Source organism: Neisseria sp. (assembly GCF_030527965.1).
GTDB lineage: Bacteria > Pseudomonadota > Gammaproteobacteria > Burkholderiales > Neisseriaceae > Neisseria.
On sequence record NZ_JAUMZU010000008.1, the window covers coordinates 25,520 to 45,898 of the forward strand.

Annotated in this window: 22 protein-coding genes; 11 read left to right on the forward strand and 11 right to left on the reverse strand. The window is 49.7% G+C overall.

All coding sequences use genetic code 11. The features are described from left to right. Window positions 1-55: 55 nt before the first annotated feature. The 3 genes from Q4A84_RS04815 to Q4A84_RS04825 are packed head-to-tail and all read right to left on the reverse strand — an operon-like array spanning window position 56 to window position 1,846. Complete coding sequence (locus Q4A84_RS04815; RefSeq protein ID WP_303087797.1) at window positions 56-946, reverse strand: tyrosine-type recombinase/integrase; 891 nt, start codon at window positions 944-946, stop codon at window positions 56-58. A gap of 29 nt (window positions 947-975) precedes the next feature. Next, the gene (locus tag Q4A84_RS04820; RefSeq protein WP_303087798.1) at window positions 976-1,386 is read right to left on the reverse strand and encodes a hypothetical protein; all 411 of its coding nucleotides are present in this window, start codon (window positions 1,384-1,386) and stop codon (window positions 976-978) included. A gap of 31 nt (window positions 1,387-1,417) precedes the next feature. Continuing rightward, on the reverse strand, window positions 1,418-1,846 hold the full coding sequence (locus Q4A84_RS04825) for a thioesterase family protein (RefSeq protein WP_303087799.1): 429 nt from the start codon (window positions 1,844-1,846) through the stop codon (window positions 1,418-1,420). Between the two features lie 168 nt (window positions 1,847-2,014). Between Q4A84_RS04825 and Q4A84_RS04830 the strand changes: the two genes are divergently transcribed. After that, window positions 2,015-2,461 carry a universal stress protein gene (locus tag Q4A84_RS04830; RefSeq protein ID WP_303087800.1) on the forward strand — a complete coding sequence of 149 codons (447 nt, stop codon included), beginning with the start codon at window positions 2,015-2,017 and terminating at the stop codon, window positions 2,459-2,461. A gap of 70 nt (window positions 2,462-2,531) precedes the next feature. Here Q4A84_RS04830 and Q4A84_RS04835 read toward each other — a convergent pair whose 3' ends face one another. Continuing rightward, a complete protein-coding gene (locus Q4A84_RS04835; RefSeq protein WP_303087801.1) occupies window positions 2,532-3,161 on the reverse strand; it encodes a TetR family transcriptional regulator in 630 nt (209 codons plus the stop codon). 220 nt (window positions 3,162-3,381) lie between these two features. On the opposite strand from Q4A84_RS04835, the gene Q4A84_RS04840 reads away from it, so the two are divergent. From Q4A84_RS04840 to Q4A84_RS04885, 10 genes are all read left to right on the forward strand, one after another. After that, a complete protein-coding gene (locus Q4A84_RS04840) occupies window positions 3,382-4,662 on the forward strand; it encodes an efflux RND transporter periplasmic adaptor subunit (RefSeq protein WP_303087802.1) in 1,281 nt (426 codons plus the stop codon). Window positions 4,663-4,673: 11 nt separating this feature from the next. Continuing rightward, window positions 4,674-7,919, forward strand: coding sequence for an efflux RND transporter permease subunit (locus Q4A84_RS04845; protein WP_303087803.1), 3,246 nt, complete (start codon window positions 4,674-4,676; stop codon window positions 7,917-7,919). Between the two features lie 14 nt (window positions 7,920-7,933). Then, window positions 7,934-9,370 carry an efflux transporter outer membrane subunit gene (locus Q4A84_RS04850; RefSeq protein WP_303087804.1) on the forward strand — a complete coding sequence of 479 codons (1,437 nt, stop codon included), beginning with the start codon at window positions 7,934-7,936 and terminating at the stop codon, window positions 9,368-9,370. A gap of 179 nt (window positions 9,371-9,549) precedes the next feature. Then, window positions 9,550-10,002, forward strand: coding sequence for a DoxX family protein (locus Q4A84_RS04855; protein WP_303087870.1), 453 nt, complete (start codon window positions 9,550-9,552; stop codon window positions 10,000-10,002). Window positions 10,003-10,069: 67 nt separating this feature from the next. Then, the gene (locus Q4A84_RS04860; RefSeq protein WP_303087805.1) at window positions 10,070-10,417 is read left to right on the forward strand and encodes a hypothetical protein; all 348 of its coding nucleotides are present in this window, start codon (window positions 10,070-10,072) and stop codon (window positions 10,415-10,417) included. A 104-nt stretch (window positions 10,418-10,521) separates the two neighbouring features. Next, window positions 10,522-10,827: a hypothetical protein gene (locus Q4A84_RS04865; protein WP_303087806.1), complete on the forward strand. Its 306-nt coding sequence runs from the start codon at window positions 10,522-10,524 to the stop codon at window positions 10,825-10,827. 129 nt (window positions 10,828-10,956) lie between these two features. Continuing rightward, a complete protein-coding gene (locus Q4A84_RS04870) occupies window positions 10,957-11,802 on the forward strand; it encodes a DUF692 domain-containing protein (RefSeq protein ID WP_303087871.1) in 846 nt (281 codons plus the stop codon). After that, a complete protein-coding gene (locus tag Q4A84_RS04875) occupies window positions 11,789-12,517 on the forward strand; it encodes a DUF2063 domain-containing protein (RefSeq protein WP_303087807.1) in 729 nt (242 codons plus the stop codon). Before Q4A84_RS04870 ends, Q4A84_RS04875 begins: the two co-directional genes overlap by 14 nt. Beyond that, entirely contained in the window at window positions 12,517-13,098 is a 582-nt protein-coding gene (locus Q4A84_RS04880) for a sigma-70 family RNA polymerase sigma factor (protein WP_303087808.1), read from the forward strand. Before Q4A84_RS04875 ends, Q4A84_RS04880 begins: the two co-directional genes overlap by 1 nt. 27 nt (window positions 13,099-13,125) lie before the next feature. Further along, window positions 13,126-13,302, forward strand: a complete 177-nt coding sequence (locus tag Q4A84_RS04885; RefSeq protein WP_368389559.1) for an anti-sigma factor — start codon at window positions 13,126-13,128, stop codon at window positions 13,300-13,302. A 96-nt stretch (window positions 13,303-13,398) separates the two neighbouring features. On the opposite strand, the gene trxA is transcribed toward Q4A84_RS04885, so the two are convergent. From trxA to metZ, 7 genes are all read right to left on the reverse strand, one after another. Further along, window positions 13,399-13,728, reverse strand: coding sequence for a thioredoxin TrxA (gene trxA / locus Q4A84_RS04890; protein ID WP_303087809.1), 330 nt, complete (start codon window positions 13,726-13,728; stop codon window positions 13,399-13,401). 71 nt (window positions 13,729-13,799) lie between these two features. Further along, a complete protein-coding gene (locus Q4A84_RS04895) occupies window positions 13,800-15,341 on the reverse strand; it encodes an ABC transporter ATP-binding protein (RefSeq protein ID WP_303087810.1) in 1,542 nt (513 codons plus the stop codon). Then, window positions 15,341-16,363 carry an ABC transporter permease gene (locus Q4A84_RS04900; RefSeq protein ID WP_303087811.1) on the reverse strand — a complete coding sequence of 341 codons (1,023 nt, stop codon included), beginning with the start codon at window positions 16,361-16,363 and terminating at the stop codon, window positions 15,341-15,343. Before Q4A84_RS04900 ends, Q4A84_RS04895 begins: the two co-directional genes overlap by 1 nt. A gap of 66 nt (window positions 16,364-16,429) precedes the next feature. After that, on the reverse strand, window positions 16,430-17,482 hold the full coding sequence (locus Q4A84_RS04905) for an ABC transporter permease subunit (protein ID WP_303087812.1): 1,053 nt from the start codon (window positions 17,480-17,482) through the stop codon (window positions 16,430-16,432). Between the two features lie 58 nt (window positions 17,483-17,540). Then, on the reverse strand, window positions 17,541-17,747 hold the full coding sequence (locus tag Q4A84_RS04910) for a DUF2788 domain-containing protein (RefSeq protein ID WP_303087813.1): 207 nt from the start codon (window positions 17,745-17,747) through the stop codon (window positions 17,541-17,543). Beyond that, window positions 17,740-18,954: an MFS transporter gene (locus Q4A84_RS04915; protein WP_303087814.1), complete on the reverse strand. Its 1,215-nt coding sequence runs from the start codon at window positions 18,952-18,954 to the stop codon at window positions 17,740-17,742. The genes Q4A84_RS04910 and Q4A84_RS04915 overlap by 8 nt, the downstream gene beginning before the upstream one ends. A gap of 69 nt (window positions 18,955-19,023) precedes the next feature. Then, the gene (gene metZ, locus Q4A84_RS04920; protein WP_303087815.1) at window positions 19,024-20,190 is read right to left on the reverse strand and encodes an O-succinylhomoserine sulfhydrylase; all 1,167 of its coding nucleotides are present in this window, start codon (window positions 20,188-20,190) and stop codon (window positions 19,024-19,026) included. Window positions 20,191-20,379: the final 189 nt, after the last annotated feature.

The window sequence follows — 20,379 nt, forward strand, 5'->3', positions numbered from 1 at the left end:
TTTAATGCCTGTCTGAACGTTTTCAGACAGGCATTGGTTTTGGATGATAGCAAGTTTATTTTTTGCGCTTGGCGCGGGGATGGGCTTGGTCGTAAATTTGGGCCAGATGGTCGAAATCGAGCTTGGTATAGATTTGGGTGGTTGCGAGGTCGCTGTGGCCGAGCAATTCCTGTACGGCCCGGATATTATGGGAGGATTGGAGAAGATGGCTGGCATAGCTGTGGCGCAGCATATGCGGCGACAAGTGTTGCGGGCTGCCTTGCTTGAGCGCCCATTCGCGCAATCGGTTTTGAATTTGGCGCGTGCCGAGGCGGCGGCCGAAACGGTTGGTAAAGAGGGCGCTTTCGTTATGCGCTGCATGACGCTGAGGCAGATAGGCTTGCAGGGCCTCGATGCTTTTGCGGCTTAACGGAACGTTGCGCTCTTTATTACCTTTGCCTAACACATGAACCCATCCGTCTTGCAGCATGATGTCATTCAGATTGAGTGTGCACACTTCGCTCAAACGCAGGCCGCTGCCGTATATCAATTCGAATATGGCTTTGTCGCGCAGGCTGAGCGCTTCGTTATCCGTATCATTGTCGAGCAGACGGTTTAGAGTTTCTTGTTCTACTGCTTTGGGCAAACGCTGCGATGGTTTGGGCGCTTTGAGGTTTTCTATGGGGTTGCCGGTTAGGAAGCCTTGCTGTGCCAGCCAATCGCAATATTGCCGCCAAACGGAAAGTTTGCGCGCCATGCTGCGGGGATTTTGGTTTTGCTGAGAGAGCTTTTTAAGAGCAGTAATAAAATGGCTGCGTTGCGGCATGCTTTCCGCCGCTTTTTCGGGCAGCAAACCGGCTAATTGGACGAGGTCCCGGCGGTAGGCTGCCAAGGTATGTGGCGATTTGCCTGCGTTTTGCAGGGTTTTCAGATAGGCATCTTGGTAATCGAAGAAGCTGTGTGGCATGTTGTAAAAGCCTGTCTGAATGGGAAGCGTTATGCGAGGCTGACTTCGATTTCGAGGTCGGTCAGGTCAAGCTGCCAGTGTTGCATGATGTGGTGAAACAATACGAGCTCGGCGTTGTTGAGTGCGTTGTCGCTTTTGCAAATGCAAAGGGCTGTGGCCAGTGTGTTGATGCGGGCTTCGCGTTCGGTTACTTCGCTTAAAAGGGTGTTGACTCTGTCGGGTTGTAACAGATTAATGTGGCCATCGGGCGCATCGTCAACAATGTCTTCCAGATAATGCGCCAGCACGGTCATGAACTCGCGTTGACTCAGGCCGATGGCTTCGTATAGTCGGGGTTGTAATTCGGCAAATTCGCTAGCGTCTATATCGCTGTCGGCCATGATGCACATGCACACGATACGGGCCATTGCTTCCGGGCTGTTGACGGGGTAAGTTCTCATTTTACGTTTCCTTCTCAAAGGTTTGGTATTTTCAGACAGGCATTAAGATGGAGTGTAATGCCTGCGGTAATCGGGTGACTTTCTGTTTGCCATAATCGAAGCAAACCATGCCTGTGCGCACGGTTGCTATGGTTTGGCTGTCGGCTGGGCGCGTGATGCGGTAGAACAGGGCAAAGCCGGAGCGGTTTGTTTCGGCTGCGGCAAGGCTGATCAGGAGCCGGTCGCCGTGCCGTGCCTGAGCGGTGTAACGGAGGGCGGCATCGACCATAATCAAGCCGCAGCCGCCGGCATCCAATTCGGTAAAGTGGTGTGAGGCCAACCAACGGATGCGGGCTTCGTGGCACAGCCGTAGCACGGCATCGTTGGCAAGATGGTTGCCGTAGTTGATGTCGCCGATTTGGACGGTCATTTCCGTTTCGAAGAGAAACGTGTCTGGCATGATGATGGCAGGTGAAGGCATATCGGTTTCACTTTGTTTTTTGATGGTATCTTAGCATTGATTTGGTTTAAATGGGTGGCAGTGGGGTTGTTTTATGTTAAGCTGAATCTGAAAAAAGCTGCGTATGATCGGGCTGTTTGAGGGTTGTATGCGGCTGACTTAACTGTGGTAAATAAAAGGAGATTCGATATGTATCGCAAAATTTGTGCATTGGTAGACGGTAGCGCCGCATCGATAAATGCTTTGGAGGAGGCGGTAAAGCTGGCCAAAATGAGCGGAGCAACTATTCTGGCGCTGCACGTGGTTGATTTGCTGAGGATGGAGCGGGAGAATGTATTGATATGGGAAGGCGACGAATTAGACCGAAAGGTTAAGGAAGCGGCGCAAGAAGTTTTATCGACGGCAGAGCGTGTAGTAGCCGGCTCGGGCGTGCCTTTTGCAAGCAAAGTGGTAACCAGCCAAGGCGAAAAAATGACGGATTTGCTGTTGGAAGAGGCCGAAGACGAGGGATGCGATTTGATTGCGATGGGTACGCACGGTTATTCGGGTGTAACGCATTTGCTATTGGGCTCGGTAGCGGAAGGGGTGTTGCGTAAAGCTGAGGTGCCGGTGCTTTTGGTACGTAAACCTGATTGATGTTTTTGCTTGCAGTGTATCCGAAGTTTTAAACAATGCCTGTCTGAATGTTTCAGACAGGCATTTTGTTTTATTTGCGCAGCACAGTGCTTTCTTGAAGGTTGTTGAGGCTGATGTCAATGATAATCGGCGCGATTTTGCTGATTTGAAATTGTTCCGAATTTATCAGCCATTGATGCAGCAGGCCGCTGATGGTGGATTGAAGGTAAATTACAGTCAATTCGATATCCAGATTTTGCGGCAGGGATTTTTGTTTCAGGCAGGCTTTGAGCGTTTCGGTTAGCTGGTTGTGCCACATATTCTGATAGTTTTGCATCAAATTGATGATAGATTCGTTTTGCTCGGTATGCTCGCATTTCAGATGCAGGATATTGCAAAATTTACGATGCATCTCGTTGTTTTCCAAACGGTCGAACGTATTAAGCAAGGCTTTGCGAAAGCTGATCCAGATGTTAGCCGATTCATTTTTGATGTCGTGTTCCAGCTCTGAGTTTATATCGCAGAAGATTCGTTGAAACAGCGCATCGAATAAATCGTCTTTATTTTTGAAATGCCAGTATAAAGCGCCTCGAGTCACACCCGCATTCTGAGCGATTTCGTTGAGAGAGGATCGTGAAATTCCTTTTACATAAAATGTATCGAGTGCGGATTGCAGCAGATATTCGCGTGTTTTTAAAGCTTCTTCTTTGATTTTTCTCATAAAAAATTTCTTAATGTTGTGTAAGGGCTGGTTTGTGATGACATGATTATAAAAAATAATTTTGTTACATGCAATTGTGTATGTATAATGCTGTTTATTGTTATTGCTGGGGTGTGCACGTTATTTTATTTCAAGGCCTGGTCTGAGAATCTTGTTCAGACAGGCCTGAAACTCATTTCACGCATACTTCAGTTGGTTTATTTCAAGACAGGATATACATATGACTCACATCAATGCCTCCAAAAAAGCTTGGCGCATAGCAACGCTGGCGGCGGCCATCGTTTTGGCCGTGTCAGCCTGTGGACAAAAAGAAGACGCGGCGCAGGGCGCGTCAAAAGGCGGAGCGGAGCAAAGTCAGAGCAATCAGGCGCCGGCACCTGTTGTCGGAGTGGTAACCGTGCAGCCGCAACAGGTAACGGTTAGTACGGATTTGCCGGGCCGGCTGGAATCGCGCCGTTCCGCCGATATTCTGCCGCAAGTCAGTGGCATCATTAAAAAACGCTTGTTTCAAGAAGGCAGTTATGTTCATGCCGGGCAGCCGCTCTTCCAATTGGATGATGCGACTTATGCGGCCGCGCTGGAGAGTGCCCGCGCCCAATTGGCTTCCGCTCAGGCAACCTTAGCCAAAGCAAACGCCGACGTTACGCGTTACAAACCGTTGGTTCAGGCCGATGCCATCAGCAAACAAGAATATGACGCAGCCGTAGCCGCCAAGCGCTCAGGTGAAGCTAGTGTGAAATCCGCCAACGCGGCGATTAAATCGGCTCAAATCAATGTGAACTATTCGCGCATCACGGCGCCAATTTCCGGTTATATTGGTCAATCTTATGTTTCGGAAGGTACTTTGGTTAGCACGGGCAGCACCACGAAACTGGCCACCATCCAGCAAACCAATCCTATGTACGTTAATTTAACCCAGTCTGCCACCGATGTGATGAGGCTGCGTCAGGATATTGCCGACGGCAAGATGAAAGCGGTAAACGGCGGGGTGGAAGTAGACATCAAGCTGGAAAATGGCAAAACCTATGCGCATAAAGGTCGATTGTTATTTGCCGATCCTACGGTCAACGAAACGACCGGCCAAGTTACGCTGCGTGCCGAAGTGCCAAATCCCGATAATGTATTGCTGCCGGGATTGTACGTTCGCGTAAGCCTGCCGCAGGCGGATATGGAGCATGTATTTGTTGTGCCGCAACAAGCGGTAACGCGCGGCAAACAGGATACGGTGATGATTGTGAATGCGCAGAACGGCATGGAACCACGTGTGGTGACCGTTGCTCAGCAGCAAGGCAGCAACTGGATTATTTCAGACGGCCTGAAAGCGGGTGATAAAGTTATTGTAGACGGCACGATGATTGCCGGTATCACGGGGGCGAAAAAAGTAACACCGAAAGAATGGACGCCCGCAACTGATGCATCGATGCAGCAACAATCTTCCGCTGCCAAAGCGGCTTCCGCTCCTGCCGACAATGCACAGACCGCATCCGCTGAAAAGAAATAAGGATACGTTAAATGGCTAAGTTTTTTATCGACCGTCCCATCTTTGCATGGGTGATTGCGATATTCGTTATCGCAGCAGGGATTATCGGCATTACCAATCTGCCGATTTCCCAATATCCTTCCGTAGCAGCGCCGACCATCACGCTGACGGCACAATATCCCGGTGCCTCGGCTAAAGTGATGGAAGACAGCGTACTCTCCGTTATCGAACGCAATATGTATGGCGTGGAAGGGTTGGACTACATGACCACGTCTGCGGATTCCAGCGGACAAGGTACGGTCAGTCTGACCTTTACTCCCGAAACCAATGAAGATTTGGCACAAGTGGATGTGCAGAACAAGCTGTCGGAGGTAACCGCAAGTTTGCCTGCAACCGTGCAACAATACGGTGTAACCGTATCCAAATCGCGCTCCAATTTCTTAATGGTGGTCATGCTGTCTTCCAATACGCAGAGTACGGAAGACATGAACGATTACGCCCAGCGTAACGTTGTACCTGAGTTGCAACGTATCGAGGGCGTCGGTCAAGTCCGCCTGTTTGGTGCGCAGCGAGCCATGCGGGTTTGGGTAGATCCGAAAAAACTGCAGAATTACAATTTGTCTTTTGCAGACGTTTCTTCCGCCATCAGCGCTCAGAATGCCCAGATTTCCGCCGGCTCTTTGGGTGCATTGCCTTCCGTCAGCGGTCAGACCATTTCGGCCACCATCACTTCTCAAGGCCAATTAAGCACGCCTGAAGAGTTTGGCAATATTGTTTTGCGATCAACCACTACCGGTGCCAATGTTTATCTGAAAGATGTGGCGACTGTGAGTTTGGGTAGTGAAAGTTATTCAACTTCCACTAAGCTTAACGGCGTCAATACAACCGGTATGGCCGTGATGCTGTCTAACAGCGGCAACGCAATGGCAACCGCTTCTGCGATTCGTACCAAATTGGATACTTTGCAGAAGTATTTTCCCAGCGGCATGACATGGAGTGCACCTTACGATACTTCCAAATTCGTTCAGCTTTCGATTGAAAAAGTCGTACATACGCTGATTGAAGCGATTGTGTTGGTATTCCTGGTGATGTTCCTGTTCTTGCAGAACTTCCGCTATACCTTGATTCCTACGATTGTTGTGCCGATTTCTTTGTTGGGTGCGTTTGCCGTTATTTCCTATTTTGGGATGTCGATTAATGTGCTCACCATGTTTGCGATGGTCTTAGTTATCGGTATTGTGGTCGACGATGCGATTGTCGTGGTGGAAAACGTTGAGCGGATTATGGCAAGCGAAGGTTTGCCGCCGAAGGAAGCCACGAAAAAGGCAATGGGGCAGATTTCCGGTGCGGTTATCGGTATTACCGCCGTGTTGATTTCCGTGTTTGTACCTTTGGCCATGTTTAGCGGCGCAACAGGTAATATTTACCGTCAGTTTGCCGTTACGATGGCCGTGGCTATCGGCTTTTCCGCTTTCTTTGCCTTAACGCTAACACCGGCCTTGTGCGGCTCTTTGCTGAAGCCGATTCAGAAAGGGCATCATGAAGAGAAAAAAGGCTTTTTCGGTTGGTTCAACCGTAAATTCACCAGCAGCACCCACAGTTATGAAGGTTGGGTTGCCAAAGTATTGCGCAAATCTTTCCGGATGATGGTGGTTTACGTCGTATTGGCCGGGGTGGGCGTGTTTATGTTGATGCGTTTGCCGACTTCTTTCCTGCCGACGGAAGACCAAGGTTATTTGATGATGAGTATCCAGCTGCCAGCCGGTGCTACCAAAGAGCGCACGGATGCGACTTTGGAAGGCATTACCAAACTGGCCAAAGGCATGCCTGAAGTGGAAAATGTAATCGGTGTTTCCGGCTTCAGTTTTTCAGGTTCGGGTCAGAATATGGCTATGGGCTTTATCATGTTGAAAGATTGGTCGGAGCGTACCGGAGGTGCCAGTTCCGCTTCTGCTTTGGCCGGAAAACTGACCGGTGCGGCAATGGGAACGGTAAAAGACGGTTTTGCTTTGGCCATCGTGCCGCCTTCTATTAACGAATTGGGTAATAGTTCGGGGTTGAGTCTGTATCTGCAAGACCGCAATAATAGTGGCCATGCAACATTATTGGCAAAGCGTAATGAGTTGTTGAATAAGATGCGCCAAAGTCCGGTATTTGATGCCAGTACCGTGCGATCTACCGGTTTGGAAGATGCGCCGCAGTTGAAAATCGACATCAACCGTCAGGCTGCCGCTGCGCAAGGGATTAATTTCTCAAGCATCAGCAGCGCGTTGGGTGCAGCATTGGGCTCTTCGTATGTGAACGACTTCCCGAATAATGGCCGTTTGCAGCGCGTTATGGTGCAAGCCGATGCCGCCAGTCGTATGCAGCCTTCCGAGATATTAAACATCACGGTGCCTAATAGCCAAGGTGTGGCAGTGCCTTTGTCGACCATTGCAACGGTATCATGGGAAAACGGTACGGAGCAAAGCGAGCGTTTTAACGGCTATCCTGCAATGCAAGTAACCGGTTCTCCGGCCTCCGGCTATTCTACGGGTGAGGCAATGGCCGAAGTACAACGTATGGTGAATGAGTTGGGTAATGGTTATAGCTTGGAATGGGGAGGTCAATCCCGTGAAGAAGCTAAGGGCGGTTCTCAAACCATTATCTTGTATGGATTCGCCATTGCAGCCGTATTCTTGGCGCTTGCCGCTTTATATGAGAGCTGGTCGATTCCGTTGGCCGTGATTCTGGTGGTGCCGTTGGGCTTACTTGGCGCTGCGTTGGGAGCGACTGGCCGTAATCTGTTTGGTGGGCTATTTGGTGCTGAACCGGCTTATTTGAACGACATTTATTTCCAAGTCGGTTTCATTACGGTGATGGGTTTGAGTGCCAAAAATGCGATTCTGATTATTGAATTTGCCAAAGACTTGCAGGCGCAAGGCAAAACCGCGATTGAGGCCGCGCTGGCTGCGGCACACTTGCGATTCCGCCCGATTATCATGACTTCGTTTGCCTTTATCTTGGGCGTGGTGCCTTTGTATATTGCTTCGGGCGCCAGCTCGGCCAGCCAACGTGCCATCGGTACTACGGTATTGTGGGGTATGTTGATCGGCACGATATTGTCGGTGTTTTTGGTTCCCCTGTTTTATTTGGTGGTACGCAAGCTGTTTAAAGAAAGCGCGCATGAGCACGAAATGGCCGCCAAACATGCCCTTGAACATGGCGTGTCCGTCGACAGTTCGGAGCTTCACTTTGATGCTGCCGAAGATGATGACAAACCGTCTGGCAAGCATTGAAAGAAGGATGCAATATGGAAAAAATGAATTTCAAACCGGCGTTGAGCGTCTTGGCCGTTGTGCTTGCACTATCAGGCTGCACGATGATTCCCAAGTACGAGCAGCCTCAAGTGAATGTGCCGGAAACGTTTAAATACGATAAACAGCCCGAGACGGGCATCCAGGCGGCCGCGGTGGGGTGGCAGGATTATTTTGCAGACCCGCGCTTGCACAGTTTGATTGAAATTGCGCTACAGCGTAATACTGATTTGCGTACGGCAACACTTAATGCTGAAGCCATTCGCAAGCAATATATGATTCAAAGGGCTAATCTGTTGCCCGGAATCAATGCCACTGCTACGGGTTCTCGCGGTCGTTCGGCTAAAGATTTGAGCCAAACCGGTCAGTCAACCGTTTCTTCGTCTTACACCGTTGGTTTGGGTGTGACTTCTTATGAGCTTGATTTGTTCGGTAAGGTTCGTAGCAACACGCAAGCTGCACTGCAAAGTTATTTCAGTAGTTTGGCTAATCGTGATGCGGCGCAGCTGACTTTGGTGGCTTCGGTGGCCAAAGCTTATTTTAATGAGCGTTATGCTGAAGCAACGATGAAACTGGCACAAGATGTGTTGAAAACCCGTGAGCAGACATACAAATTGGCCCAGCTCAGACACAAGGCGGGTGTGATTTCCGCTATTGATTTGCGCCAGCAGGAGGCGTTGATTGAATCGGCTAAAGCGGATTACGCCAGTGCCGTGCAGGGTAGGGAGCAAGCATTAAATGCATTGGCATTATTGCTGAATCAGCCGCTTCCGGAAAATCTGCCTGCAGGATTGCCGTTAAGCCAGCAGTTTAAAATCAATAAACTGCCGGCCGGCTTGAGTTCTGACGTTTTGCTTAACCGCCCTGACATTCGTGCCGCCGAATTTTCGCTGAAACAGGCGAATGCCAATATCGGTGCGGCACGAGCGGCCTTCTTTCCCAGCATCAGCCTGACTAGCACCATCGGCACAGGCTCTACTGAGTTAAGCAGGTTGTTTAAAGGTGGCAACCAAACATGGGCGTTTGCTCCCACCATCAATCTGCCGATTTTCAACTGGGGCAGTAATAAAGCCAATCTCGACTACGCTAAGATTCAAAAGCAAGTTCAGGTGGTTGCTTATGAAGCTGCAGTGCAGTCGGCGTTTAGGGATGTTGCTAATGCCTTGGTTGCCCGCGAGCAATTGGATAAAACGTACGAGGCGAACCTGAAGCAAAGTAAAGCCTACACTGATGCGTTGCGTCTTGTTCGCTTGCGTTACAAACACGGTGTATCGAGTGCTTTGGATTTGCTGGATGCTGAACGCAGCAGTTATGGAGCGGATACGACGTTGCTTGCCAATCAGCTTACGCGTTTGGAAAATCTTGCCGATTTGTACAAAGTGCTTGGCGGCGGTTTGAAACGCTACACACAGGATGTTCCCGACCCGAAATAAGCGGTATTTTTTGCATGAAAAAAGCCTGTCTGAAAAATTCAGACAGGCTTTTTTATTTTGTTTTTCAATGATTTATGAATTATTTGAAAAAAATATCAAAAAAAATGTAAGATGCTGTAGCTTTTGGCGTCTACTCCTGCATGAACAACTTATTTTAGAAAGCACATATCATGGGTCGCATGGCTTGCTTGAACCGCTTTTCCGATACATGGGGTAAAGATTTTGCGATGTTGGGATTGCGTTTGTTTACTGCTTACGAATTCTGGGAATCGGGCGTTGAAAAATGGAAGGGTGAAAACTGGTTTGCCGATATTCAAGATTCATTCCCGTTTCCGATTAACTTGCTTCCGGTCAATGTGAGCTGGACGATGGCAATGGGTGCCGAATTAATCGTACCGGTGTTGTTGGTAATCGGTTTGTTCGGGCGTATAGGCGCTTTATCTTTAATGGTGGTAACGGCAGTGGCATGGGTGGCTGTGCATGGTGGCAACGGTTATAACGTATGCGACAACGGCTACAAAATGGCTTTGATTTACATATTGGTGTTATTGCCACAAGCATTGCAAGGTATGGGTCGCTTTTCTTTAGATTATCTGTTTTTTGGTCGCCGTGCAGTAAAAAAATGCTGCTAGGCTGGTTTGAAATCGAGTACGACTGAAAAGTCAATTTTGTATGTATTAATAATTAGGAGCATGAAACATGAAAAAAACTTCTTTAATCGCGTTGGCCGGTGCCATTGCTTTGGCTGGTTGTCAGGCTGGTTCCCAACATACTGCACCCGAATCAGGTGTGGCTGCACATCAGAAAGCCGGTGAAGCTAATTGTGGCGCTTCAAAAGCGGGCGAAGCCAATTGCGGTGCGGCTAAAGCTAAGGCTGGCGAAGCTAACTGCGGCGCTTCAAAAGCAGGTGAAGCCAATTGTGGTGCGGCTAAAGCTAAGGCTGGTGAAGCTAACTGTGGTGCATCTAAAGCAGGTGAAGCCAATTGCGGTGCTTCTAAAGCCAAAAAAACTGGCTATATCAATTCAAGAAGCAAAAAAATGCGTTAGAATTATTTTTGCAGTAGTAAATAAAGGCGTAATGCCTATCTGAAACAATGGTGTTATCAGGCAACTTAAGTAATCTAAATTTAATTAATCATAAAGGAAATATCATGAAAAAATCTTCTTCTTTGATCGCTTTGGCTGGTGCTTTGGCTCTTTTGGGCGGACAAAGTGCTATGGCTGCTCAAACCAAGCACACTGTTGCTGCTAAAACAGTGAAACCGGCTGCGAAAAAAGCCAAAGAAGGCACTTGCGGCGAAGGTAAATGCGGTGCTTCTAAAGCCGGCGCGCAAAAAGCCAAAGAAGGCAGCTGCGGCGAAGGCAAATGCGGCGCGTCTAAAGCTGCTGCCAAAACAGGAACCAAAGCTGCTGAAGGCAAATGCGGCGAAGGTAAATGCGGCAACAAAAGCAAATAATTGATGCTGTAAGGCCGCCTGTATTCGGGCGGCCTGTCTGAAAAATACAGGTATCATTCTATCAATATGTTGGATGACGGCAGCTTATTGATACGGTTATACCTCTGAATAAGGATCAGGATGATGAGTGTGTTAAACGGTGCAGGCTTAGGTTACAAACGCAGTATGGCTGATGATTTCTTGCATTTAGATCGACAGACAAGCCCGATTCAATTTATCGAAATCGCTCCCGAAAACTGGCTGCGTATGGGTGGTGCCGCGCGGAAAAAATTTGATTCTGTTGCCGAGCGCTTTCCTATTGCGTGTCACGGCCTTTCCCTATCCTTGGGTGGCCAAGATCCGCTGCAAGTTGATTTTTTAAAACAAGTCAAAACGTTTTTGAAGCAATACAAGATTGACTTTTTCTCTGAGCATTTAAGCTATTGTAGCGACCACGGCCATGTTTATGATCTGCTGCCGTTGCCGTTTACATGGGAATCAGTTCGCCATACTGCCGCGCGAATCCGCATGGTGCAGGATATCCTTGAACAACGGATTGCCGTTGAAAACACATCGTATTACGCCCATAACCCCATTGCAGAAATGAATGAAGCAGAATTTCTCAATGCGGTGGTGCACGAAGCGGATTGCGATATCCATTTGGATGTGAACAATATTTATGTGAACGCGATTAACCATGGCATCGTGGCATCAAAAGATTATGTCAGAGGTGTAGACTTGGCTCGGGTAACATATATGCATATGGCGGGCCATGATGAAGAGGCCGAAGACTTGTTAATCGATACTCATGGCCAACCGGTGTGTGAAGACGTATGGGATTTGTTTGCCTACACTTGCCGCCGTTTACCGCACAGCGTGCCGACTTTACTGGAACGTGATAGTAATTTCCCCCCGTTTGCAGAACTTGAAGCCGAAGTCGGTCGTATTGCTGCGATTCAGCAACAAGTGGAGAAAGAACGTCATGCAGCGGCATAAACTTTCGTCTGCCAAGGCGCAAGCTATGTTGGCCGATCATGTTCGCGACCCATCATTGCCTGCGCCAACGGGGATTGCACCGGAACGGTTGGCTGTTTATACAAGGCTGGTTCGTAATAATCTGCAGAGCTTTCTTGATTTATGTTTTAGCGACAGCAGTGCATTTATAGATAGCATGCAGTGGCAGGATTGGCAAAACCGTTTCCTTATTGAAGCTCGCCCCGAATCTCCGTTTTTCAACGATATTCCGGCACAATTTCTTGAGTATTTGAAATCGTTGCCTGAAGAGGAAAGGCCGTCTGAAAATATTTTGTCGATGATGGATTTCGAAACGGCATTGCTGCATGCCGAAACGGCCATCCAATCTGAATCGAGCAGCATTTGGAATGATGAAACGGTGTTGGGCTGGTCTCCTGCGGCGCGGCTACAGGCCTATCCATGTGATTTTGTGAGCAGCGGTCTGGAGGAAATTGATGATACGCCTTGCCATGTGCTGACATGGCGCACTCGAGACAATCAAGTATATTACCGGATTGTAGATGGTACGGATTTGTTTTTATTAGAGCATTTTCAATCTCAGAATGATACTTTTTCGTCGCTTTTAAGTGGTTTGCAAGCCTTGTTACAAGGACAGGATATTGAGAATTTGATTAGAGAAACGGTCAGCAAATGGGTTGACGCAGGCGTTCTACTGGTTGTCTCCGAGAAGACTTAATGGAGCAATTTGCGGAAAGGCTCGCCGCGTTGCATACCGATATCTTGCGTTTCGCCAAAATTCAATTGCGCGACGATGATCTGGCTGAAGACATCGTGCAAGATACTTTAGCAACAGCTATCGACAAACAAGACCAATTCCGTGGCGACGCGGGGTTGAAGACTTGGGTGTTGAGTATACTCAAAAATAAAATCACTGATTATTTTCGCAATACAAATACAAAATATACGGTTAGTCTGGATGGCATGCAGGAAGAAAACGATGCCATTGATTGGGCATACGATCACTGCTTTGATGAGAGCGGGCACTGGCAGGCAGTATCCAGCCCGCAAAGCTGGCAGGAAGCGCCGGAAGATACGGTTAACCGACAGGATTTTTTCCATGCTTTAGAAAATTGCATGCAAGGATTGCCTCAAGACACGGCTCGTATTTTTTATCTTCGAGAAATTATGGGCTGGGAAGTGGAGGAGATTTGTGAGCAATTTTCCATCAGTAAGGAGAATTGTTACGTTATTCTGCATCGCGCCCGTAACGGTTTGCGTGACTGCTTGCAACACCGCTGGTTTGATTTGACTAAATAATGACGATAGATACGGAGGAAAAAAATTGTGAATTGTAAAAAAGCCTGCGTACTGTTATCTGAAAGCCAAGATCGTCGGTTGACCGCAACCGAGCGGATGTTGTTACTGTTGCATCTGGCTATTTGCCCTCATTGTCGCCGGTATCGAAAGCAATTAAAATTTATTCGGCAGAATATGCGATCGTGGCAAGGAAAGGATAAGTAGGGAAGTAGTTTAACAGTCTGCATTAAAATGAATGGCAATAGATTAAAAAGCCTGTCTGAATATGTTTCAGACAGGCTTTTGATTCATTCAACAGAATCAGATGGAGGCATTTACAAAGGCAACCAATTGGCCTTTGGCCAGCGCGCCTACTTTGGTAGCGACGTTTTGGCCGTCTTTAAATACCATCAGGGTCGGAATGCCGCGCACGCCGAATTGGGCAGGCGTTTGCTGGTTGTCATCGATATTGATTTTAACCACTTTCAATTTGCCTGCGAATTCAGATGCTACTTCATCCAGAAGCGGGGCAATCATTTTGCAAGGGCCGCACCATGGTGCCCAGAAATCCAGCAATACGGGTACGTTTGATTTTAAAACGTCTTGTTCGAACGAAGCATCGGTGGCGTGTACGATTAAATCGCTGCTCATTGTTTTTCCTTTTTTTGTATGGAATGTCAAAAAATTTCTAGTTTGCAGAATAAAGGTAGTTAATCGAAATTTCAAGTCTTATTATGGGCCAATAGTTTCTTTGTATAGTCGTTATCAGGTTTGTCAAACACGGCCGTGCAATCGCCTGTTTCGACCAGCGCGCCGTCTTTGAACACGATAACCCGATGCGAAAGGGCATTGATAACGGCTAAGTCGTGACTGATCAGAATCAGGCTTAGGCCGTATTGCTGCTGTAATCCGCGAAGCAGTTTCAAGATTTGCTGCTGCCATTGCACGTCGAGCGCGCTGGTTGGTTCGTCAAGCACCAGAATTTTCGGTCGTACGATAATGGCTCGCGCAATGGCCAGACGCTGGCGTTGGCCGCCGGAAAATTCATGCGGATAGCGGTTAAGAATCTCCGCATCCAAGCCCACAGCCTGTAAAACCTCGGCTACCTTTTTTTCTTTATCTTGTTGGCTTAATTGAGGCTCGTATACGTTCAGCGCTTCGGAAACGATGTCGAACACATTCATCCGCGGATTGAACGCGCCGAACGGGTCTTGGAACACCATTTGAATTTCGCGGCGCAGTTTGGGTTGCCAAGTTTCGCCGTTGATTTTGATATGGCCGTTTGCTTCTATCAGCCTGACCAACGCTTTAGCCAAAGTGGTTTTCCCGCTGCCGCTTTCACCGATAATCCCCATGGTTTCGCCGCTTTTTAATTCAAACGACAAAGGTTGCAGCAACACTTTCTCTCGCTTGCCAAACCAGCCTGCCCGTTGGCTGACCGACACGCTGAGCTTGTCTGCCGATAATATCGTCGGAGCCTTTTCAGACAGGCATGATACTTGGCGCTCGGGTGCGGCATTCAGCAGCATTCGGGTGTATTCGTGTTGCGGACGGCTGAATACGGCGTTTACATCGCCTTGTTCGACTATTCTGCCGTGGCGCATGATGACGACACGGTCTGCAAAACGGCGTACTAAATTCAAGTCGTGGCTGATGTAAAGCAAAGTCATCTGTTTGGTTTGCTGCAGGCGGCTGAGCAAATCCAAGATTTGCGCTTGTACCGCAACGTCAAGCGCGGTGGTGGGCTCGTCTGCGATGAGCAATTTGGGTTCAACCGCAATCGCCATGGCAATCATCACGCGCTGGCGCTGGCCGCCGGAAAGTTGGAAAGGATAGGCCGATGCTTTTTCTTCTGGGGCTTGGATGCCGGTTTCGGCCAGTAAATCTACTGCCCGTGCCCATGCCTGTTTTTTATCGAGCCCCAAATGTAAGGTCAGCACTTCGGCGATTTGCGCGCCAACCCGCATAACCGGATTGAGCGCGGTCATCGGCTCCTGAAAAACCATGCCGATTTCCCGCCCGCGCAGGCGGCGCAGTTGTTTTTCGGAGTAAGCCAGCAGATTTTCGCCGTTAAATTTCAGACTGCCGCTGAACGACACATCAGGGTTTAATCTCATAATGCCTTGCGCCAGCACGGTTTTGCCGCTGCCGCTCTCGCCTACAATGGCGGTTTTAAGGCCTGCCGGAATGTTGAGGTTAATATCGTGCAGTACCGGTTTGCCGGGGAATGACGCATTGAGGTTTTCGATTTGTAGAATAGCCATCAGCTGCGCGCCCTTACGTCAAATGCCTGTCTTAAGCCTTCTCCTATCATGACCAGAAGCAGCAGCATCACGGTCAGGGTGCCGAAGGCGGATAGGCCTATCCACCATGCGTCGAGATTGTCTTTGCCTTGCGCCAGTAATTCGCCTAGGCTGGCTTGCGAGGCGGGTACGCCCAAGCCGAGAAAATCAAGGCTGGTTAGCGCCAATACGCCGCCGGAAATGCGGAATGGTAAAAATGCCAGCACGGGGGTCAGGCTGTTGGGCAGGATGTGGCGCCACATGATGGCGCGGTTGGAAACGCCCATGCTTTGGGCGGCCAAAACGTAATCGGCTTGGCGGTTTTTCAGAAATTCTGCGCGGACGTAATCGGAAAGCCCCATCCAGCCGAACAGGGAAAGCAGCAGAAGCAGAATGAGCAGGCTGGGGTTGAAGAACGAGGAAAGGATAATCAGTAGGTAAAGCTCGGGCAGGCCGCCCCAAATTTCGAGGAAACGCTGCATCAGCATATCGGTTTTGCCACCGAAATAGCCTTGTATGGCACCGGCCAGCATGCCGATGAAGGTGGTTACGGCGGTGAGCGCCAGTGCGAACAACAGTGAATCGCGAAAGCCGTAAACCAGCCGCGCTAAGATGTCGCGCCCTTTGTCGTCGGTGCCGAGCAGGTGATTGGCGGAAGGCGGTGCTGGGTCGGGCTGAGTATCGAAGTCGTTTAATGTGTTGGCAGCATAGGGATTGAGCGGGTAAACGGCACGATTGCCGTCACCGGTGATGTTTTTACGGATTAATGGGTCGAGATAATCGGCAGGAGTATCAAAATCGCCGCCGAAGGTTTTGTCGTAATAGGTTTTGAATAATGGAAAATAATGCTGACCCTGATATTGCACCCATAAGGGTTTGTCGTTGCTCCATAAGGGCGCCATGAGGGCAAGGGCGAACAGCAATGCCAGAATTTTCAGGCTGGCGCTGCCGCGTTTGTGTTGTTTGAATGACCGCCATGCTCTTGCGGCTAAGGTATTCTGCATAAATCTCCGTTGGTATCAATGCCTGTCTGAACAAGCAAAATGCTGTGTTTGGCTGTTTGCGGCGGATTATTTTCGTGCGCCGAAATGAATCCGCGGATCGACCCATGAGTAGGAAAGGTCGGATAATAATTTGGCTGCCAGCCCCATCAGGGTAAAAACGTAAAGCGTGCCCATTACGACGGGATAATCGCGTTTGATGACGGATTCGTAAGAGAGCAAGCCGAGGCCGTCGAGCGAAAACAGGGTTTCGATAAGCAGGCTGCCGGTAAAGAAGGCGCCGATAAAGGCGGCGGGAAAGCCGGTAATCAGCGGTATCATGGCATTGCGGAAAATGTGGCGGGTGAGAATACGTTTTTCAGACAGGCCTTTGGCGCGTGCGGTGTAAACGTATTGGCGGCGGATTTCTTCGAGAAATACGTTTTTGGTGAGTATCGTCACCACGGCCAGATTGCCAATGACCGAGGCCGTAATCGGCAGGGCGATATGCCACAGGTAATCTTTGATTTTGCCGATAGTGTTGAGGTTTTCCCAATTGTCGCCGGTCAGTCCGCCTTGTGGAAACCATGCGAAAAAGCTGCCGCCGCCGAAGAAAACCAGTAGCACCAGCCCCAATACGAATGCGGGCACGGTATAGCCGATTAAGATGATGATGCCGCTTAGGGCATCGAAGCGGGAGCCGTCTTTAACCGCTTTCATGATGCCGAGCGGCAGTGAAATCAGATAGGTCAGGAAAAATGTCCATAACCCGAGGCTCATGGATACGGGCAGCTTTTCTTTGACCAGCTCGAATACGGTTTGGTGGTGGAAGAAACTTTCGCCCAAATCAAAGCGGGCGAAATTGGCCAGCATTTCGGTAAAGCGTTGCAGGGGCGGTTTGTTGAAGCCGTAGAGTGCGTTGAGTTTGGCCATGTCGTCGGCGCTCAGGCGGCCGCCGCTATGATTCGTGTTGTGGCTGCTTCCTTGGGCCGCTTCACTGGTGACGCTCGTGTTGTTCAACCGGTCGACCATTTGGTCTACCGGGCCGCCGGGCACGAATTGGATGATGGCGAAGGTCAGCGCCAGAATGCCCAATAGCGTGGGAATAAGCAATAACAGACGCTGAATCGTGTAGCGTAACATGGGAAAGCCTTTGAATGCCTGTCTGAAAACGGCTTGACGCTTTCAGACAGGCATAACGTTATTTATGCATTAAAAACCATTCGACCAGCACGTTTTTCAAAACGAAGCCCAATACGCCTAAGCCGAGCACTAAAAAAAGCATAAACATGCCGAATTTGCCCGCATTGGATTTTTTACCCAAATCCCACACGATAAAGCCCAGAAAAAGCACCAATATGGTTAGGCAGATTCTGAGCGACCAGGTTGTAAATTCTTCTTCAGTCATCTTCCGGTTTATCCTTTTTATTCATTCCCGCCGCTTCGCGCAAGCTGATCGGGCGCGCACAATACCAGCCGCAGCCGCATTTTACCAGCATCAAAAGCGTCATAATAGCCAGACCGGCATCCCACGATTGGGTTTGGGCAAACAGCCAGCCGGCGCCGACCGGCCCCGTTGCCGCGATTAAATAGCCCACGGTTTGCGCCATGCCCGAGAGTGTTGCTGCTTCCGCTATCGAGTCGGTGCGTCTGATAAACAGCAGCAGGCATAAAGTAAAGGTGCCCGACACGCCGGCGCCAACGCAAAATACCCATAGTGCGATTGCGTAGGGCAGCAGCCAGATACCGGCTATGCCGATAAAGCTCAGCAACGTTACCGACAGAGCTAGAAAACGCGGATTTTCCAAACGGGCGGAAAAGGTTGTAACGCAAAATATGGCCGGGATAGCGGCAATCTGCAGCAGCATTGCGTAATAGCCTGCTTCATCAGCTCCGATGCCTCGGTCGGATAAAATGGTTGGCAACCAAGCGGAAAACGTATAGTAGAGTAACGACTGCAACCCCATCATCACGCTGATGGCCCATGCCAGCTTGTTGCGCCACACCGATACCGCCTGTTCTTTGTGCGATAAAACCGTTACCGGCTGATGCCCCAGCTTGCGGCGTAAGGTTATCCAAACAACCAGCGCCAATATAACCGGTATCAACCACATATTCAGCGAGGCCTGCCAACCTATGCGCTGCGCCAAAGGCACGGCTGCCGCGGCAGACAAAGCCGCAGTACAGCTCATGGTAATGCTGTATAGAGCGGTAAACCTTGCCACATGCAGGGGCAGGCTGCGTTTGATAACGCCGGAAACCAACACATTCCCCATTGCAATGCCGATTGAAAGTAAAAACGTTCCCATCAGCAGCCAAGCGGCAGAAAGACCCGCGGTACGCAGCAAAATACCGAAACCCAGCGCCAAGAGGGCGCCGATTAACACTTCCTCAAAACCAAACCGCCGTGCCAGCGGTGCGGCAAACGGCGAACAGGCGGCAAACACCAATACCGGTATCGTGCCGATAACGCCCATAATCGTCGTATCGGCATGCAAGCTGTTTTGAACCATGCTCATAAGCGGACCCAGCGAAACAATGGGCGCGCGCAAGCAACAGGCAATCAGGAAAATCGCCGTGATGGTCAGCAAAATAGGGGATTTTTTATCAGACATTTTGTTTTGTAATGCCGGAAATGCTTTCAGACAGGCATATTAGTCTCTCAATGCCTGTCTGAAAACCGGTTAAGCCAATGCTTGTGTCAAATCGTTAATCAAATCGTCAACGTATTCCAAACCGACCGACAAACGAATCAGCCCCGGGCGGATGCCTGCTTCGAGTTTGGCCTCGGATGCCATTTTGCCGTGAGTGGTTGTCCACGGATGGCATATGGTGGAGCGCACATCACCCAGATTGGCCGTGCGGGAAAATACTTTGGTCGCATCGATAACCTTCCATGCCGCTTCCTGCCCGCCTGCAACCTCAAATCCAATAACGATACCGCCGGCCGTTTGCTGTTTTTTAACCAACTCGGCCTGAGGATGATCGGAGAAACCCGAGTAATACACTTTTTCCACTTGAGATTGGCCGCGCAGCCATTCGGCGATTTTTGCAGCGCTGCGGCATTGTTCTTGCACACGCACCGCCATGGTTTCCAAACCGCTGAGCAAAACCCACGCGTGAAAAGGCGAAAGCGAAATGCCCGAAGCGTTCATATAAAGCTGCACTTGCTTCATCAATTCCGCACGGCCAATCACCACGCCGCCTTGCACTCTGCCTTGCCCGTCTATGCCTTTGGTGGCCGATTCTACCGATAAATCAACGCCGAAACGCAAGGGCTGCTGCACAATCGGCGTAGACAAAGTATTGTCGACTGCTAATAACGCGCCCGCATCATGGGCGATTTTGGCCAGTGCTTCCAAATCTGCCACTTCGCCCAGCGGGTTGGAAGGCGTTTCCAAAAACAGCATTTTGGTATTCGGCTTGAGCGCAGCCTGCCATTCGGCGGTTTGGGTTGACGACACCAGCGTTACCTCGATGCCGAAGCGCGTAACATGGTTCATGATGAAGCCCATCGTCGTGCCGAACAGGCCGCGGCTGGCGATTAGATGGTCGCCGGCGCTTAGAAAGGTGAGCAATGCCGCCTGAATTGCTGCCATGCCGGTTGCCATGGAAACGGCTTGCTCGCCGCCTTCCAAAATAGCCATGCGCCGGTTGAAGGCGTTTACCGTGGGGTTGGCGGTGCGGCTGTAGGTGTAGCCGCTTTGCTGGCCGGAAAACAGCGCTTCCGCTTCGGCGGCGTTTTGCCATGTGAAGCTGCTGGTAAGAAAAAGGGCTTGGTTGTGTTCGTTGAAGTCGGTTTGCTCTTTGGCGCCGCGTATCGCCAGAGTTTGCGGATGGAGCTCGCTCATAAAAGATCCTTTAGATTATGATACTTTGGAAACAAAAAGGCTTAGGCGCTGATTTTGCGCTTATTTACAGGCAATTTCAAGGCATTGCGGCTGCTTAATCCGTAAATCCGATTGTCGCGGAGGTTTTATAATATTTCTTTATTAATAATATCAAATGCCTGTCTGAAAACCGTTCAGACAGGCATTTGA